The organism is Campylobacter showae CSUNSWCD, from assembly GCF_000313615.1.
In the GTDB taxonomy this organism is placed as follows: domain Bacteria; phylum Campylobacterota; class Campylobacteria; order Campylobacterales; family Campylobacteraceae; genus Campylobacter_A; species Campylobacter_A showae_A.
Genome location: NZ_AMZQ01000005.1, coordinates 88,447 through 106,909 on the forward strand (window position 1 = coordinate 88,447; position 18,463 = coordinate 106,909).

Below are 18,463 nucleotides of genomic sequence, written 5' to 3' on the forward strand. Positions count from 1 at the left end.
CGCTACTTTTGATTGGTAGCGGCGAAGTTAAAATTTTAATGTTTTTGCAGTTAAATTTGATAAAGTAGACCTTGCAACGTAAAGCCGTAATTTAAATTTCGGCTTTACTTGCCGGCTTACTCGGCGTCTTACTCTAGCTCTTTTGCGCCGATTTTTGATTTTTTGCTTAGGCGTTTTACGTAAACGATATAAAGCGTAGTGAGCAGGCCGACGACGGCGAGTAGGGCGACAACGATGTGGCTAAACGCACTCTTGTCGTAGTTTTTGCCTAGATACCAGCCCACTGCTAGTAGTATAGCGACCCAGATGCCCGCACCAAGAGTCGTGTAGAGGCTAAATTTAAAAAGGTTCATCTTGGCAAGGCCAGCAGGCAGGCTGATATACTGGCGGATGCCCGGGATCAGGCGGCAGTTAAAGGTCGAAATTTCGCCGTGTCTTTTGAAAAACGCCTCAAATTTTCGCATTTTTACCTTCGTGATGCCGACGTATTTGCCGTATTTTAGTACGAGTTCGCGACCGAAAAAGTAGCATAAATAGTAGTTAAACACTGCTCCTGCGAGACTGCCAGCCGTGCCTGCGCACCATGCCAGCACTAGACTCATCTGCCCTTGGTGCGCAAGGTAGCCCGCGGGTATCATCGCCACTTCGCTTGGAAACGGGAAAAACGAACTCTCTAAAAACATCATCAAAAATATGCCCGCATATCCCCACTCGCCGACGGTTTGGACGATAAAATTTATAAAATCGCCTAGCATTTTTCTCCTTAAATTTAAAATTATGATTTTAGCAAACTACGTTAAATTTTAGCTTTAGATGGGCGTAATTTGGGGTTAGGGCTGTCTGCGGCGATTAAATTTAACGGCATTACGGGCGAGTTTTTAATTTGCTTGGAGGATAAATTTAGAAGATAAAGATTTGGGTTTAACCCGCGCCTTGATAAAGTTATCGAGTTTAAAAAGTGAGTCGCAGTTAAATTTGAACTCTAAATTTAACCGCGTCCGCTTGAGAGTCAAATTTGACGATAAAACCCAAATTTGACTCAAATTTTATCGACCGACTTTAAAATCGGCCAAAAAGCTTCCGTCCTGCGCTAAAACGCAAGCGGCACGTAATCAAAACACCGGCAGTATCGCTCCATCGTATCTTTTTAGGATAAATTCCTTTGTCTCCGGGCTGGTTGCGGCTTTAACTAGGGCTTTGATTTTCGGGCTGTTTTCGTTGCCCGCTTTGACCGCGATGATGTTGGCGTACGGGCTTTCAGTGCCCTCGATGGCTAGCGAGTCTTTTTTGGGATTCATACCGATGTCAAGGACAAAGTTTGTGCTGATGGCGGCTAGATCGACTTCGTCCAGAGTGCGAGGTATCTGCGCACCCTCGAGCTCGACGAAATTTAAGTGCTTTGGATTTTTCACGATGTCTTTTGGTGTGGCGAGTTCGGCGCTTTTATCTAGCTCTATGAGGCCAGCTTTTTGCAGGATGTTTAGAGCGCGGTTGCCGTTAGTCGGATCGTAGGCGATCGCGACTTTAGCGCCGTCTTTTAGCTCGCTTAGGTTTTTTATCTTTTTTGAGTAGAAGCCCAGCGGCTCGAGATGTATCGCTGCGGCAGTTATCAAGGTCGTGCCCTTGGTTTCATTATGATTTTTTAGATACGGCCAGTGCTGAAAGAAATTCGCGTCCAAATCGCCGTCTTGCGTCGCTAAATTCGGGATCGAGTAGTCGTTTATCTCTTTGATGACTAGATCGTAGCCCTCTTTTGCTAGGACGGGTTTGATAAACTCCATGATTTCTGCGTGAGGTACAGGCGAGACGGCTACTACGATAGTGTGATCTTTATCTGCTGCATAGAGGTTAAAGGCTAGCGCCAAACTTGCTAAAATTTTAAAAACTTTCATTGTATTTTCCTTTTTTGTTTTGAAAAACGACGCTAAAAAGGTAAAAGCTTTTACGCCGTTTTGTTTTTGGAGATTTTTCTCGACTATTTTTCTTTATTTAGCCAAATTTGAGCCATAAAATTTAGGTAAAAAACGCCTATGGCGATTTTTAATACTAAAATTTACGATGGCAAACGAGTCAAATTTGACGCGATCAGAAGCTCGGTATAACCGCGCCTTGATAGCGCTTTATGATAAAGTCTTTAACCTCGGGAGTTAGTATCGCTTTATCTAAAGCCTTGATTTTTGGGTTGTTTCCGTTGCCGGCCTTAGTCGCTACATAGTTGGTGTACGGGCTGTCTTTATCCTCGAGGATTAGCGCATCTTTGGTTGGTTGGAGGCCGACGTCTAGGGCGTAGTTTACGTTGATAAAGGCTAGTGCGACGTCATCGAGAGAGCGGGGCGTCTGTGCGGACTCCATCTCTTTAAATTTGAGATTTTTCGGGTTTTCTATGATATCGAGCGGGGATTTGTATTCGTCATCTTTAGCCTTTACGATGCCCGCTTTTTCTAGCAAATTTATAGAGCGGGTCGAGTCTGCGGCGTTGTTTGAGATAGCGATGATATCGCCGTTTTTTAGCTCGCCAAGGCTTTTTATCTTTTTAGAATACGCACCCATAGGCTCGACGTGTACGCCCACAGTTGGTACGATGTGGGTGCCGTTGTCTTTGTTAAACGACTTCATATACGGTAGGCCCTGGAAGTAGTTTGCGTCGAGTTCGCCGTTTTCGACGGCGAGGTTTGGTATCACGTAGTCGTTAAAGATTTTAACTTCGAGCTTGTAGCCTTCTTTTTCTAGTATCGGCTTTACGACCTCTTCTAAGATCTCTGCGTGAGGTACGGGAGATGCGCCTACGGTGATGGTTTTGTCGCTAGCATACAGGCCGCTAGCTAGAAGCGCGCCAAGAAGTATTTTTGAAAATTGCATTATTATTCCTTTTTTGATAAAAAACGGCGCTAAAAAGGTAAAAGCTTTTACGCCGTTTTATTTTAATAGCGGTCTCTAAACTAAATTTGGATTCGTCGTTTTGCTAAATTTGCCCGTGCCGCTAAATTTGAGCGGGCGGAGTTAAATTTGATTAAAACGTCGGGATTATCGCGCCTTTATATTTTTCCTCGATGAATTTCTTTACCTCCGGGCTTGTTACGGCTTTATCTAGAGCTTTGATTTTCGGGCTATTTTCTTTACCGACTTTGACCACGACGTAGTTGGTGTACGGACTATCTTTGCTCTCAAGCACGAGCGCGTCTTTTGTCGGGTTTAGGTTGGCGTTTAGAGCGTAGTTCGTGTTGATAACTGCGATAGTAACGTCATCTAGCGTACGAGGAACTTGAGCGGTCTCGATCTCTTCAAATTTTAGCTTTTTTGGGTTTTCCGTGATATCAAGCGGAGTTTTTAGAGGGTTGTCGTTTAGCTTGATAAGACCTGCGCTAGCTAGCACGTCAAGTGCGCGGCTCTCGTTTGTCGGATCGTTTGGTATCGCTACGGTGCTGCCGTCTTTTAGCTCTTTGATATCTTTTATCTTTTTAGAGTAAACACCCATAGGCTCGAGGTGAACGCCTACGGTTTTAACTAGATGAGTGCCTTTGTTTTTGTTAAATTCCTCAAGATACGGCAGGTGCTGGAAGTAGTTAGCGTCTAGATCGCCGTCTTCGGTGGCTAAATTTGGAGTAGAGTAGTCGTTAAATTCTTTGATCTCAAGAGTAAAGCCATCTTTTGCAAGGATTGGTTTTACGACTTCTAAAATTTCAGCGTGCGGAACCGGCGTAGCGCCTACGACGATTTTCTCGGCTGCATTTGCTGCGACTGTTAGGCTTAGAGCGACTAGAGAGTATTTGAGTAGATTTTTCATTTTATATCCTTTTTAAAATTTGGCTAGCATTTAAAAAAGGATATGAGCGGAGGCTCAAATTTCTTTTTAAATGCTTAGCAAGACTAAGCGCTTAAAAAGAAATTTGCGCTTAGCGTTAGTCTTTCGACGACTTAAGTTGAGTGAAGCGACGCATTTCGCACATATCTGATTTCATTTTCTATCCTTTCTTTGTAAAATTAATTTCGCGCATTGTAAATAAAAAAAGTTTAAAAAAAAATAAATTTTAGGAATTTATCTTAGACTTTTTATGACGCCTCTTGCATTTTCTGAGTTTTTGGCTGCTTTTTCCTCTAAAATATTTTTTAAACATTCCAAAAAATTTGGCAAACAGCAAATATCAACCGAGTAAAAAACATTAAGTCCGGACTTCTCGCTTTTTAAAATTCCCCCATTTTTTAATACCCCAAGATGCTTTGAAACCGTTGTTTGTTCTTTGTTTAAAAGCTCGCAAATTTCACCTACGCTCATCTTTTTTTCACCTAAAATCTCAACTATCCCAATCCTAAGAGGATGAGCTAAAACTCTCATAAATTCGCTTTTTAGCGCAAGAATATCAACATATTGCATTTTTATACCTTTTTTATGATTTTAACTTAAAAGAGCTAAATTTATACTTGACTATATTCCTATATTAGTATATAATCATATAAAAAATTTAAAGGTAAAAAATGCTCGATCTTTTTAATCAACACAATATATTTGAGTTTATCAAATTTTTCATACTTTATTTTACAGAGATTTCACTACTATTTTTTTGCGTCTCTTTTTTAGTATTTATCGTATCTGAAAAATTTAGTCAAAAACTCAAAAAACACCTTATAAGCACAAGAATTTCAAGCTTTATCAAGGCGTTTTTGGTTGGCGCAATTACGCCGTTTTGTTCGTGCTCTACTATACCGCTTTTAAATGGGTTTTTAAAAAGCGGCGTATCGCTTGGCGTTAGTAGCGTATTTTTGTTAAGCTCTCCGCTTGTTAATCCTGTAATTTTAACGCTTCTTTTTATGAGCTTTGGGTTTAAATTTGGCATTATTTATTTTACAGTCATTTTCATCTCATCGCTTGCTTTTGGTCTTTTGTTATCAAAAGCAGATCAAAATCTATTTTTAAAAGATGATTTTTTAAAACCAAAATTTAGCCCAAACAATCCAACTAAAAGTTTTGTTTTTACACCCGTTAATCAGACGCAAGCTTGTTCTTGCAAGGATATAAAAAATAGTAAAAATATTTACAAAATGGCGCTTTTAAACTCGGTAAAAGAGTATAAAAAGCTATTTTATTACATACTGCTTGCGATGTTTATCGGCGCCGCTATGCACGGATTTGTTCCGCAAAAGCTTATCTCAAACTATCTTGGTTCTAGCGACATCACCTCGATATTTATTTCGGCATTTTTTGGAATTTTACTCTATGTTAGAGTAGAAGCGCTAGTGCCAATTGGCTTAGCGCTTCTTACCTCGGGTGCTAGCGCGGCCGCATTTGGAGCGTTTGTAATAACGGCGGCAGGGGTTAGCCTGCCGGAAATCATACTTCTTAATAGGTTTTTTAAGCCAAAATTTATGGCAATTTTTATCGCTTTTATCTTATGTGTAGCATTAGCATTTGCAATGTTTTTAAAATCATTTTTTTGAAATTTTATAGAGATAGTTGCCTAAAATTTGAAAAATTTGCACCATTATGATGAGAATAACCACGGTATAAAGCATGATATCTGGGCGAAATCTCTGATAGCCGTAGTTTATAGCGACAGATCCTAGTCCGCCACCGCCAACTGCGCCAGCCATCGCCGAAAAGCCGATATTTACGATAAGCGTTAGTGTAAATGCCGAGATGATGCCAGGAAGCGCCTCAACAAACATCACGCGAAAAATGATCTGAAATTTTGAGCTACCAAAGCTTTGCGCAGCTTCGATGATGCCTTTATCAACCTCTTTTAGCGCATTTTCAATGAGCCTTGCGACAAAGGGAGCCGCTCCGATAGTTAGCGGAACGATCGCAGCAGTCGTGCCGATACTGGTGCCCACGATCAGGCGCGTGAGCGGGAAAAGCACAATGATGAGGATGATAAAAGGAAAGCTCCTTAGCGTATTTACCGTGATATCAAGCGCGATAAATAGCGGCTTGTTTGGCTTTAGACCGTCCTGCGCGGAAAGAACGAGCAAGATAGCGGGCACTAGACCTATGAGAAACGCTAAAAGCGTCGAAACCACGCTCATATAAAGCGTCTCGCCGATAGCCGGTAGCAAAATGCGCTCGAAAACGTCGGGAAATTTAGAAAAATCTATGCCAAACATCACGCCACCTCCCACAATACGCCGCTTTGCTTGATATACTCGGTCACGCGCGCTTCGTCTTTTGGATCGACGTTGATGACGAGCGAGCCAAGTACGTTTTCGTTTAGCTTTTCAAGCTTGCCCCAGACGATGTTAAAGTCGATGTTTAGCGTGCGCGCCATATGCGTGATGACGCTGTTTTGCGCGACTTCTTTTGGGAAAAAGAGCCTGATATTTACGCCCTCGCTCGGCAAAATTTCATCCTCGCCGAGGAATTCCTTCATCTTTTCATCTGGCTTTAAAAATAGCTCCTCAATCGTGCCGCTACCGATTATCTTGCCGCTTTCTAGTAGCACTGCGCGGCGCGCGATGCTTTTTACGACCTCCATCTCGTGCGTGACCAAAACGACGCTGATATTTAGCGTTTGATTGATCTGTTTTAAAAGCTCGAGTATAGAATTTGTCGTGTTTGGATCAAGTGCCGAGGTCGCCTCGTCGGAGAGTAAAATTTTGGGACTTAACGCAAGCGCGCGGGCGATAGCGACTCGTTGTTTTTGCCCGCCGCTTAGTTCGCCCGGGTAGCTTGCCGCCTTGTTTGCAAGACCTACGAGTTCTAGTAGTTCGCTCACTCTTTTTTTGATATCGCTGTCTGAGTAACCCCAAAATTTAAGCGGAGTCGCGACGTTTTCAAACGCCGTTTTTCTAGCCATCAGCGCAAAGTGCTGAAATATCATCCCCACGTCGCGCCTAAGCTCTCTTAGTTCTCTATCTCTTAGCGCCGAAATTTCTTTGTCAAATACCTTTAGGCTGCCGCTTTGATAGTCCTCTAGGCCGTTTATGCAGCGCAGCAGCGTACTTTTACCCGCGCCGCTGTGGCCGACGATGGCAAAAATTTCGCCCTGTTTCACCTCTAGGCTCACATCGTCGATCACGCATGTCTTGCCGTAAAATTTCTTTAAATTTTCTATCTTTATCACTAATTTTCCTTGTTTTTAAAACCGCTTAATTTATAAAATTTCACGCCGTAGCTCATCGGCGCTCTTTGGCGAAAGAAGCGCCGGAGCGATGTCAAACACACTAAATGCGCCACTCTCACCTCTTTGCGCCAAACGATAGGCTGCTCTGGCGTAGGCAACGAGCACACTAGCGGTAAATTCGGGATTTGAGTCAAGCTTTAGCGAAAACTCGATCAAATGTTTGTTTTCGCCGCGCTCGTCCGTCGCTCCGCTTCGCAAAACAAATCCTCCGTGAGGGATGCCGCCATGCTCCTTTTTGAGCGTTTCAAGACTTACGAAATGCACGCTCGTGTCGTAGTCGGCGAAGTAATTGGGCATCGTTTTTATCTCTTTTTCGATGCGCGCTTTATCGGCGCCCTCTTCGGCTACGACATAGCACTCGCGCAGGTGTTTTTCGCGCGTAGTTAAATTTGGGTTTTCGCCCGCGCGGACTCGCTCCAAGGCGCTTTCTATCGGTACGGTGTATTGGCGCGCATCCACGACGCCCTCGATCCTGCGGATAGCGTCTGAGTGGCCTTGACTCACGCCTTTGCCCCAAAACGTGTAGCTGCTGCCGTTTTCTAGCACACTCTCGCCAAATAGTCTATTTAAAGAAAATAGCCCCGGATCCCAGCCAACGGCGATGATGCCTACGTTTCCGCCTTTTTTAGCGGCGGCGTCTACCGCGGCGAAGTGCTCAGGGATTTTCGCGTGCGTATCGAAGCTATCGACGACGTTAAATTCCTTTGCAAACTCGGGCGTCTGAGTCGGCAGATCCGTCGCGCTACCGCCGCAAAGAACTAAAACGTCAAATTCGCCCTTGTGCGCTAAAATTTCATCCGCGCTAAATACAGGTGCGCCGCATGTTTTTACTTCGATTGGATTTCTGCGACTAAAAACTGCCAAAAGCTCTAAATCCTTGCTATTTTGCGCAGCAAGCTCTACGCCGCGACCTAAATTTCCATATCCTAAAACTGCTATTTTTATTTTTTCGCTCATTTTTTATCCTTCAAATTTTAAAATTTAGCGCGTAAAACGGCGCGCTGCCGATGAATTTTCACTTCATTAGCAAATAATAAATCACGTATATCCAGCTTAAAAATCCGTGAATTATCGCCCACAATATGCTTTTGTTTGCTCCCCATGATAGTGCGACGGCTATGACCGTGCCTAAAGTAAATCCGCCGATACTGCCTTTCATTTTTCTCCTTGATTTAAAATTTAGGCTCAAACGAGCGGACTACTTGCCAAATACCTTTAGTTCGTCGCATACCTTGACGAATTTCTCCTGCGCGCTTTGCAGCCCTTCACGGTTGGCTTCGACTACGGCTTGCGGGGCGGAGGCTACGAATTTCTCGTTATTTAGCATACTTGATAGCTTTGCTATCTCTTTTTCTAGTTTGGTTTTTTGCGACCGCAGTCGCATGATCACCGCACTCATGTCCACACCTTCAAGTGGAACAAATGCCTCTAAATTTTCACTCACGTCGCGCGCGGCGTTTTCGATCTTAGCGTCGCAAAACTCGATCTGCTCGCATTTAGCTAGCAGCGCGATGTAGTTTGTCGCCTCGGTCAAATTTTCGTTTCCGTTTAGCTTGATGAAAGCTTTTGGGATTTTTGAGTTGCCTTGCTCGATGGTCGCCTTTGCGCGGCGGATAGCTACTATGGCCTCGATCACTAGCTCAAAGGTCTTTTCTATCTGCAAGTCGCGCTCGTTAGCTTGCGGATACTCTTCCACCATAATCGAGCTTGCGTTTTCTAAATTTGAGCCGCTAAGCTCGTGGAAAAGAAATTCTGAGATAAACGGCATAAAGGGACTTAGTAGTCTCATCGCCTCTTTAAATATGCTTCCAAGCTCTTTTACGCTGCCTTTGTCTGCTTTGCTAAGCTCGATGCCCCAGTCGCAAAACTCATCCCAAAGGAATTTATAAAGTGTGTTTGCCGCGTCGTTAAAGCGGTAAGCGTCTATGTTTTCTCGCACCTCGCGCACGCACTCGTTAAAGCGGCTTAGCATGTATTTACCAAGCTTAGTTTCGATTTTGACATCGCTTAAATTTGCAAATTTAGACTCGTTTAGCAGTAGATATTTGCTTGCGTTGTAAAGCTTGTTTGTAAAATTTCGCACGAGCTTCATCTTTTCGTCGCTTAGCTTTATGTCGCGTCCCTGTACGGCTAGCAGCGCAAGCGTAAAGCGCAAGACGTCGGCGCTGTACTCCTCGATGCTAACGAGCGGATCGATGACGTTGCCCAGGCTCTTGCTCATTTTTCTACCTTGCTCGTCTTTAACTAGCGCGTGCAGGTAGATGTCATCAAACGGCAGCTTGCCAAGGGCATTTTCACCCTGAAACATCATCCTAGCAACCCAGAAAAATAATATATCAAAGCCAGTTATGAGAAGGTTGTTTGGATAAAACTCAGCGAGGTCTCCCTCAAACCACTTTTCATTTTTTAGCTCATTTTCATTGCCCCAGCCAAGCGTGCTAAATGGCCAAAGACCAGAGCTAAACCACGTATCTAGCACGTCTGGATCTTGGTGGAAATTTTTACTTTTACACTTTTTACATTCACACGGCTCGCCCTCGTCAGCCCACATATGACCGCACTCATCGCAGTAAAATACTGGAATTTGGTGCCCCCACCAAAGCTGACGTGAGATACACCAGTCTCTTAGCTCTCTCATCCACGCATTAAAGCTGTTTATCCAGTGTGGCGGGTAAAATTTAGCAAGACCTTCTGAGACTTTTTGTATCGCTTCGTCTGCGATCTCTTTTTTTACAAACCACTGCTTTGAGATGTATGGCTCGACGACATTTTTGCAGCGGTAGCAGTAGCCCACTTGGTTTTCGTAGTCCTCGATTTTCTCGACATTGCCAAGTTTTTCAAGCTCGGCCACAACAATATCTCTAGCCTCAAGTCTCTCAAGACCTGCGAATTTATCGCACTTGTCGTTTAAAATGCCCTTTTCATCAAATACAGTGATAAACTCAAGGTCGTGCCTTTTGCCAACCTCGTAGTCGTTTTGATCGTGCGCAGGCGTGACCTTAACAAGGCCTGTTCCAAACTCCATATCGACGTGCTCATCTGCGATGATCTCGATCTCTCTATTTATGATAGGTAGCACCACTTTTTTGCCGATTAAATTTTTATAACGCTCGTCGTTTGGATTTACCATTACCGCCGTATCGCCGAAGTATGTTTCAGGTCTTGTCGTTGCCACAACAACAAATTCGCTTGGCTCATCTGCGAAGTAGTATCTTAAATGATAAAGCTTGCCTTTATTTTCTTTGTGCTCTACCTCGATGTCAGAGAGTGCGCCATCATGCGTACACCAGTTTATCATGTAGTTTTTCTGAACTATCAGACCTTTGTCGTATAAATTTACAAAGGCTTTTTTCACAGCTTTCCTTAAGCCCTCATCCATAGTAAATCTCTGGCGTGACCAAGCCGGAGTGATGCCAAGTTTTCGCATCTGATGAACTATCATACCGCCGCTTTTTTCTTTCCACTCCCACACTTTTTCTACAAATTTCTCACGGCCAAGCTCTTCTTTTTTTATCCCTTGTGCTAGGAGCTGCTTTTCAACGACGTTTTGAGTAGCGATACCAGCGTGATCAAGGCCTGGCTGCCAAAGTGTCTTGTATCCGTCCATCCTTTTATAACGAGTCATGATATCTTGAAGTGTGAAGGTTAGGGCGTGTCCGATGTGAAGCGAGCCAGTCACGTTTGGAGGTGGCATCATAATGCAAAATTTACGTCCATCTTTTTGGATATCTTTGTTTGCGTCTATCTCGAAGTATCCGCGTTCTTCCCAAATTTTATAAAATTTATCTTCTACTTCTTTTGCGTCGTAAAATTCCGCCATATTTTATCCTTAATAATTGTTTAAAAAATGTCGGATTTTACTACAGATTTGCTAATAGTATGTTTAAAATAGGTTGTTTTTAAGAATAGGCAAAGAAAGCGAAGCGGCTAAAAAACCGCTTCGCAAAGGATCATTTGACGATAAATTCGTGCTGAGCTAGATCGTAGTCGCTCATACTCTCGTCGTACATGTTTTCCGTGATGACCGCAGGTAGCATGCACTTGCCGCTCATAACGACTCGTAGAGGCGTATAAAGCGTATCTTCATCGTCATTATAGTAAAGACTGTAAAAGCTCAAAACTCTGTCGTCCTCGATGTTTTGGTGCTCGAGCGTTAAAGAGCTTTTTGTAGCTTCCGTTCTTGCGTTTGGTACGATGTTTTCGTTTATCACCTCAAAGCAAGGGCTAATCGTCTCGTTTATCACGCCGTTTCTAATAAATTTATCCGTTCTTAGCGTAAGTTTAGAGTAGATGATGTCGTTTACTTTGAGAGCATTAATATCTATCTCTTTACCGTCTTTATCGACGAAAGTTCTATAGATATCAAGCCCTCTTTTGTCAAATTTATGATTTACGCCTAGCTTTTTGTAGCCTGACGCGCTAACGCCTAGATACACGCTAGCGTTACCCTCCGGCACGATGGTGATTTCAGATTTTTTCGGAGTGACGTTGATAGCGCCTCTACCGCTAAAGTCTAGCTCGTGGCCGTCTGCTATGAGCTTAAATTTATTCTCGCTTGAGACGTCCTTGATATAGGCTCTTAGCGCCCTTAGCGTAAACGCGCGCTCCTGCGTGGAGTAAAGCTTGTCTACGTTTTTTATCAAGAAATCAGCCAAAGAGTCGCTAAATTCATTCTTCTCGAAGTGATTGGCATGAAGAAGCAGGATAAAGGCTTTATTTCTCACGTTTGAGCCAAAATCCGAAGGATCGTCCGACTGCTCGTTAAAGAAATTATCGCTGACCCCTTTTAGCACTTTTTTGCTCTCTTCGGTTAGTCCTTCGTTTTTGAGCGTGGCCGCCATCAAGTAACCCTCTAACGCGCCGCCTTCGTATCGTTTTTGATCGTAAAGCGCGTTTAGTTTTGATCTATCTAGCTTGCCTTGCGTACTTAGGATGTATGCGGCGTATAGCGCTTGGAAATTATTTACCGGATCAAAATCCCTAAGCCAGCCAAGTGCCTTGCTTTTTACTCCGCTATCTAGCGCAAAGCCTGATTTTTCAAGCGTTAGTAGCATATCTATAGCGTAGACGGAGGCAAAGTTGTTCGTATAGCTTAGCTGATTCCAGTAGCCGATGCTGCCGTCTGTTTTTTGCATTTTGATTACGTCTTGCATGCCGGAAAGGACGAATCTTTTCCTGTCGGCCTCTCTTGCTTTTGCCTCTTTAGAGTCGCCGCCCCCAAGCGTTAGGAAATTTAGCTCAAAAAGCTTACTAGAGCGCTGTTCGGCGCATCCGTAAGGGTAATTTACGAGTTTATCGCTATTTGTGCTTAGCACGCCTTTGATAGAGCTTGAAGCGTCTATCGTGATATCGTTTAAACCTTCATCCAGTTTAAAGGTCTTTTTCTCGCTCGCGTAAAATGTCTTAGCGTAGGTGCTTAGCGGATAGGCGCTTATGACGTCTAGTTTTTGCGAGTAGGAGTAGCCCTCTTTGCCGTCATTTGCGGTAAAATTTATATACGCTTTGCCCGTAGCGTTAGCATCGACCGTAAAATTTAGCTTAGCGTTTTCCTCGGGTTTTAGCTCGATACTATCTACGCCTAGTTTCGCGTTCAGGTTGGTATCTAGGCTTAAGGCCACCTTTTTTGGCTCTTTGGTCGTATTTATCACCCTTAGAGAGTAGTTTATCTTATCACCCTTGATAAGATACGCCGTTTGAGTCGGTTTTAGGATGATATCGTCTTTTACCTTGACGGCGTTTACGCTAAAGCCGAGCTTATCGCCGACTACGCTAAGCGCGGCTAAATTTATCTCTGAGTTAAAGTCACTAGGTACTTCTATCTCGAAATTTGCTATGCCGTCGGCACCGGCTTTTGCCGTTTGCATTTTGATATAGGTTTGTATATTTTTCTTATCTACCGGGCTAGCAAATTTAGCCATTCTCATCTCCTTGAGAGCAGCAGCCGCGTCGCCGCCGAAGCTTAGCACCTTGCCGTCTTTTTTAAATCCGCTCAAATTTGCGTAGATGTCGTAGTCAAGCACGCCGTCGTTTAAAATTTTGTCAAAAAAGTCAAGCGGGCTCTTTAGCTTTTGATTTGTTACTTGTAGCACGCCTTCATCAACCGCAAATAGCGTAACCTCCGCATTTGGCTCGGTTTTTACGGTAGTTTTAAATTTGGAGTTTGACTTGACGACTTTTGGCGCTTCGATGCTAACGTTTGTCGCTCGGTATGATTTATCCGCTTTTGCATAGACTTTATCGTAGGTTCTAAACGGCAAGACGTCGTTATCGGCTACGCGCATGATGGATGCAGTTACATAAAGTCCCTCAAAATCGAAGTCAAGGTCAAATTTAGCGTTTGCGACGTTGTTTTCGATATTTACGACTTTATACTTTTTGACGTTTTCGGACTCTACCGTGATGATGCCGATGCCGCTTTTTAGCACGGAGCTAACGTCTACGTTTAGCGAGTCGCCTTTTTTATAGACTTTTTGATTTAGCTTGATTTTAGCTTTTGCTAGCTCTTTTGTCGGTTGCAACGTGCCGCCGTAGTCCCAGCCGCTGACATAAACGTTTAAATTTGCCGAATGGCCGCTAAGGATGTCTGAGACCGTGACGACGTAATCGCCGCTTTGCTTAAAGTCATAGACGAACTCGTTTCCGCTAAGGGTATCGCTAAAGACCTTTTCATAGCGACTGTGCCATCTTAGATAGCCGTCTTTATCGTAGTTGTAGTCCCAGATTTCTTTTTTTATCTCTATAGCTTTTTGCCTGTCTTTTAGCTCCTCGTCTTTAAGCGGATCGACGCTGACGAAATTTAGCGTTAGCTTGGAGTTTGCGTCGATGTAGGTATCGTTTGCTCTTATTCCCACCATCGCGTCAAACGGATAAACGCTAAAGCTCTTGCTAGCGCTTACGTTTTTGCCGTCATCGTTAATGGTAAATACTGCGGTGCCTTTTAAAATGCTTGCGATTTTGGATTTATTTTCCAGCCTAAACACGGTTTCGCCTTTGCCCTCATCGTCTAGTTCTACTTGCTTGACGCTTTGGTCTAGGCCGTTTGCCGCGTATTCGCCGTTGCTAAATTTATACTCTTTAAATTTATCGTTTTTGTAATCTTGCTGATATAAATTTATCGTTACGTCGCCCTTTAGATTTGCCGCCACACCGCCGAAAAGATACGCGCTTTGCAATTTAACGTCCATAACGTCGCCTAGAGCGTAAATTTCTTTTTCGAGACTAACGTCGTTTTTGATGCGTTGCGGAGTAAAGGACTCGACTGAAAAGTCGTAGCTATCGATGATTTTATTTGCAAAGATCACTTCAAATTTAAACGTTCCGGTTAGGCCGGAGTTTACCGGCTCGTCGAAATTTATAACGCCAAGCTCGGTGGTGTTTACGCTTTTATCTAGGATCGTTTTGTTTTGCGGATCTTTGATTTTTAGCTTAACGGGCATATTTGAGAGGCTCTTAAACAGCGCGTTTTTGATGATGATCTCGCCTTTTATGTTTTCCTGCGGGCGGATGATGTTGCTAGCAAAGTGCAAATACGCGCTATACGTTTCGCTTCTATCTTTGGCGTCTAAATTTGATTCCTCGTTTAGGCGTTTGTTTTGTGATAGGGCGATGAAGCTTTGCTCTTTGCCTAGCGTTAAAACTGCGCTTGAGACGTCTTTGCCGATATCTTTTTTGTTAAATTTAAATACGCCTTCGTCGTTTGTGATGCCGCTTGCGATGAGATTGTTTTTAGTGGAGTAAATTTTGACGTCCGCGTTTGCGACTACTTCGTTTTTGCTCAAGCGGTTGGCAAACAAAAATACCTCGTCTTTTGAAACCTTCATGCTTAGGCCGATATCGGTTAGATAGACCGCTTTTTGTACGCTTTTATCTTTGTCGTAGTAGACCGTAACTAGATAAACTCCATCTCCGCCCTCGGCAAAGTCAAGCTTGATCTTGCTTTTTTGCATTTCGTTTTGAGCGCCGCCGATCTCGTAGTTTTTGCTAGCTACTTCCTCGGCGTAGTTATCCAAAGGAGTCTCGATGAAATTTAAAAAGTATCTTAAATTTTGCTCTTTTAGCTTCTCGACGACAACTTTAGCGGTGTTTGTGTTTACGCTTTTTATGCCGATCTCGCCCAGGCTAGACATATACGTGCCGCTATCGGTAAACTCCAAAAACGGCTTTAGATCGCCAAAAGCTACGTTAAATGAGGAGTTTTCTCGTAGCATCGAGTAGTCGTCGCCAAAGCCCTTATAGAAAGTGACTTTGTAGGTTGTCTGCGGTTTGAAGTCTTTACTGGTAATGTCGATATAGTAGTAGTAATACTCGCCGTCGGCGTCTTGGTGGCTAGTGTACTCCATTTCGCCAACTTCAAAGCTATTTACGCCCTCGACCTTGATAAATTTTTTAATATTGTCAGAATCTATCCAATCTTTAAGATAGAGTCTAGCCGCTAGTTTGCCGTTATCTAGGCTGATGCCTTCGACTTCGTTTAAAAACATAGTCTTGGCTTTTGGTTTATCGACGAAATTTTCATCTGGATTTGAGACTTTTTGCACTACTTCAAAATCGTCGGCCAAATTTATACCCGAAGTATTTTTGAGATTTTTTGAGATTGCAAATACTAAATTGTCGCCGCTTTCAAGTAACTTTATCTGAAAGCTTTTAGGCGTTTTGGCTACGATTTTATATTTGATGTTTTGCTTAGCCAAATTTTGCTTGTCGTAAATTTTAAAATTCGCGGCAAACTCATCCTCGCTAACCTCGTCGTTAAATATCGCTAAAAAGGTATCTCCGGAGTACTCGATCATATTTGATAGCACGAAATCTCCGCCGTAAAATTTAACCTTACTATCGCCTTTTTTGCACGAGTAACTTATGCCTTTTGCAAGAGGCTTTTTAGGGTAAAATAAAATCGAGTCTGATCCGTACTCAAAGGCTCCCGTTATCTCGGGCGAACACTCGATTATTTTTTTGTGTGTGACCTTGCCGATGAGAGACTGTTCGTTTTGGGCATATTTGACGCCAATGCTTACCGAGCCATCGTCTAATGCTCTGCTTGAACCGTCAAGTGTAAAGGCGCTTAAATTTGCTACCAAGATGCAGCTTAGGCTTAAGCCGACTAGCTTTAAACGCATTAAAACCTCCTTATTTCGATATTGATTTCGCTTAAATTCGAATTTTCGTCTAGACATCCGAGCTTGTGTTTGCCTTGTGTTAAATTTAAGGTATTTTCGCTCGCGTTGTTTACTTTTTCCCACTCGTTTTCGTCGATCTTGAGATATATCTCATCGCCGATATAAGCGTAGCATTTTAGCATAACTTTAGTTAAATTTTCATCGCTTAGCAGAATTTGATTATTTGACGGCGTTGCAACGAGAGGTTTATAGCTTTTAAATTTATAGTAACAAGGACTCTCTTTGATATCTTCTTGAGTGATCGCGCCGTTTTTTAGTAAAAATCCTACCTCATCGCCTCTGATACTCTCGCAGATATCTTTTAGTGCAACGCCCTCTATCTGCCAGTCGTCCTCCTCGTCTCTACACTCTTTAAATTTAAACGCATCAAGGCATGTTTTTTTGCTCTCAATGCCGCCTGGCGCGCTCATGAAAGACAATTTTTGCTTTTGAGCTAGCAGCTTAAAGACGTCAAAAACCGTGCGCGAAGCGTCGCTAAATCCGCTTAAATTTTGCGTCTTTTTGCCGTTAAAGTTACCAAACCAAACAGCGACCGTGTAGTCGCTATTTACGCCGATCGTATAGATATCGCGCGAGCCGTAGCTGGTGCCGGTTTTAAAGGCGATTTGAGGCGTGTCTTTTGCGTATTGCCACGCGACGCCTAGATAGCTTCTTGACGCGCTTGAGAGCATTTTTGAGGTTAGATACGCGCTTTGCGGGCTGATTAGCCGTCCGTAGCCTAGTATCGTCTTGCCGGCCGCTTCCAGCGGTTTTAGCTCGCCGCCGTTTGCGTAGATCGTGTAGAGGTGGGCTAAGCTTAGCAGGCTCATCTCCGCACTTCCAAGCGCGATACTGTCGGCGTAAAATTCCTTTGAATAACTCACTAAATGCACGCGAGAAAGCAGCTCGTAAAGAGATTTTTCGCCTAATTTGTTGTTTAGGCTAACGGCCGGGATATTTAGGCTAAGTGCCAGCGCCTCGGTCGCTGAGATGATACCAAAAAACTTGCTGTCGTAGTTTTTAGGCGCGTACTCTCCGAGGAAAATTTCTGTATCTATCATCTGGCTTTTTGGCGTGATGAAGCCCTCGTCGAGTCCTAGCGAAAATATAAACGGCTTTAGCGTCGAGCCCACGTTTCTACTCATCGTTACGCCGTCGTTTTGCCCCTGCGGAGCGTACCAGTCGTGCGAGCCCACGTATGCCGCTACACTCATATTTTTGTTGTCGATTATTATTCCCGCTGCGCTGTAGGCGTCTTTTGATTTTAGCGAGGTAGCCGTATTTTTTAGCGCGTTTTCTAGTAAAATTTGCAAATTTAGATCCAAATTTGAGTGCGTAACGCCGTTTTTTAGAGCTTGCGCGGCGTAGTGCCTGGCCTTATAAACGGCGTCGTAGCGTTTGTTTTTAAACGGCTCTCTTTGCGCCCTTTGAAATGCGCTTTGATCTATCACGCCCGCTTTATAAAGCAGCTTTGCGACGCGGTTTTTTAGCGCGTTGATGTTTGATTTTTTATCTAGGCGGTTGGCGTTTGGATTTTTTGGGATCGTGCTTAAAAGCGCGCACTCGGCGATACTAAGCTCGCTTAAATCTTTACCGAAATAAAACCTCGCCGCAGCCGCCGCACCCTCGATATTTCCGCCGTAGGGAGCGAGATTAAAGTAAAAATTTAAAATCTCGTCCTTGCTATAGTGCCACTCAAGCTGAAGCGCGGTAAAGATCTCTTTAAATTTGTTCGCGTAGGTGCGCTCCTCCCGCTTCATCATGCGTGCGACTTGCATCGTGATAGTGGAGGCGCCGATACGGTTTTTGTGCGTGAGGTTGTGCGCGGCCGCGCGGATCATGGCAAAGGGATTTACGCCGATGTGATAGTAGAAAAATTTGTCTTCAAACAAAAGAACGCTATCTTTTAACGTCTGCGGTATGTTTTTAGCCTCAAATCTCCAAATTTCGTCGCTGCTCGGCCGAAGGGCGACGATACGGCCGTTTTTATCAAAAAGTATGAACGAATTTTCCCGCTTTAGCGCTTTGACGTCGAGCGGATAGGCAAAGTCAAGCGCCAAAAAAGCTACAAAGCAAAGCAGGGCAAAGGCGGCGGTAAATTTGACAAATTTAGCTAAAACTCTTTTCATTTCGCGATTATATCGAATTTACGCGTAAAATCTCGAAAGATTAAATTTATGATAATTGATATATAAT

13 protein-coding genes are annotated in these 18,463 nt (G+C 43.6%); 1 reads left to right on the forward strand and 12 read right to left on the reverse strand.

Annotated features, from left to right (window positions below):
- Nucleotides 1–128: 128 nt before the first annotated feature.
- The 5 genes from CSUNSWCD_RS03835 to CSUNSWCD_RS03855 all read right to left on the reverse strand — a co-directional run bounded on the left by CSUNSWCD_RS03835 (nt 129) and on the right by CSUNSWCD_RS03855 (nt 4,372).
- Nucleotides 129–755, reverse strand: a complete 627-nt coding sequence (locus CSUNSWCD_RS03835) for a DedA family protein (RefSeq protein ID WP_009494336.1) — start codon at nt 753–755, stop codon at nt 129–131.
- 357 nt (nt 756–1,112) lie between these two features.
- The gene (locus CSUNSWCD_RS03840) at nt 1,113–1,892 is read right to left on the reverse strand and encodes a MetQ/NlpA family ABC transporter substrate-binding protein (RefSeq protein WP_009494338.1); all 780 of its coding nucleotides are present in this window, start codon (nt 1,890–1,892) and stop codon (nt 1,113–1,115) included.
- 193 nt (nt 1,893–2,085) lie between these two features.
- Nucleotides 2,086–2,859, reverse strand: coding sequence for a MetQ/NlpA family ABC transporter substrate-binding protein (locus CSUNSWCD_RS03845; protein WP_009494339.1), 774 nt, complete (start codon nt 2,857–2,859; stop codon nt 2,086–2,088).
- A gap of 151 nt (nt 2,860–3,010) precedes the next feature.
- A complete protein-coding gene (locus CSUNSWCD_RS03850) occupies nt 3,011–3,784 on the reverse strand; it encodes a MetQ/NlpA family ABC transporter substrate-binding protein (protein WP_009494340.1) in 774 nt (257 codons plus the stop codon).
- Between the two features lie 252 nt (nt 3,785–4,036).
- A complete protein-coding gene (locus CSUNSWCD_RS03855) occupies nt 4,037–4,372 on the reverse strand; it encodes an ArsR/SmtB family transcription factor (RefSeq protein WP_009494341.1) in 336 nt (111 codons plus the stop codon).
- Between the two features lie 101 nt (nt 4,373–4,473).
- On the opposite strand from CSUNSWCD_RS03855, the gene CSUNSWCD_RS03860 reads away from it, so the two are divergent.
- Nucleotides 4,474–5,433, forward strand: a complete 960-nt coding sequence (locus CSUNSWCD_RS03860) for a permease (RefSeq protein WP_009494342.1) — start codon at nt 4,474–4,476, stop codon at nt 5,431–5,433.
- On the opposite strand, the gene CSUNSWCD_RS03865 is transcribed toward CSUNSWCD_RS03860, so the two are convergent.
- From CSUNSWCD_RS03865 to pbpC, 7 genes are all read right to left on the reverse strand, one after another.
- Complete coding sequence (locus tag CSUNSWCD_RS03865; RefSeq protein ID WP_009494343.1) at nt 5,422–6,096, reverse strand: methionine ABC transporter permease; 675 nt, start codon at nt 6,094–6,096, stop codon at nt 5,422–5,424. The two genes, CSUNSWCD_RS03860 and CSUNSWCD_RS03865, sit on opposite strands and share 12 nt — an antisense overlap.
- Nucleotides 6,096–7,052: a methionine ABC transporter ATP-binding protein gene (locus tag CSUNSWCD_RS03870; RefSeq protein ID WP_009494344.1), complete on the reverse strand. Its 957-nt coding sequence runs from the start codon at nt 7,050–7,052 to the stop codon at nt 6,096–6,098. The genes CSUNSWCD_RS03865 and CSUNSWCD_RS03870 overlap by 1 nt, the downstream gene beginning before the upstream one ends.
- Before the next feature lie 30 nt (nt 7,053–7,082).
- Nucleotides 7,083–8,069, reverse strand: coding sequence for a diaminopimelate dehydrogenase (locus CSUNSWCD_RS03875; protein ID WP_009494345.1), 987 nt, complete (start codon nt 8,067–8,069; stop codon nt 7,083–7,085).
- Between the two features lie 58 nt (nt 8,070–8,127).
- Nucleotides 8,128–8,271, reverse strand: a complete 144-nt coding sequence (locus CSUNSWCD_RS11395) for a hypothetical protein (RefSeq protein WP_002952601.1) — start codon at nt 8,269–8,271, stop codon at nt 8,128–8,130.
- Nucleotides 8,272–8,310: 39 nt separating this feature from the next.
- Nucleotides 8,311–10,932: a valine--tRNA ligase gene (locus CSUNSWCD_RS03880; protein WP_009494346.1), complete on the reverse strand. Its 2,622-nt coding sequence runs from the start codon at nt 10,930–10,932 to the stop codon at nt 8,311–8,313.
- A 130-nt stretch (nt 10,933–11,062) separates the two neighbouring features.
- Nucleotides 11,063–16,228 (reverse strand): alpha-2-macroglobulin family protein, encoded by a 5,166-nt coding sequence (locus tag CSUNSWCD_RS03885; RefSeq protein WP_009494347.1) that lies wholly within the window; start codon nt 16,226–16,228, stop codon nt 11,063–11,065.
- Nucleotides 16,228–18,396, reverse strand: a complete 2,169-nt coding sequence (pbpC, locus tag CSUNSWCD_RS03890) for a penicillin-binding protein 1C (RefSeq protein ID WP_009494348.1) — start codon at nt 18,394–18,396, stop codon at nt 16,228–16,230. The genes CSUNSWCD_RS03885 and pbpC overlap by 1 nt, the downstream gene beginning before the upstream one ends.
- Nucleotides 18,397–18,463 lie beyond the last annotated feature (67 nt).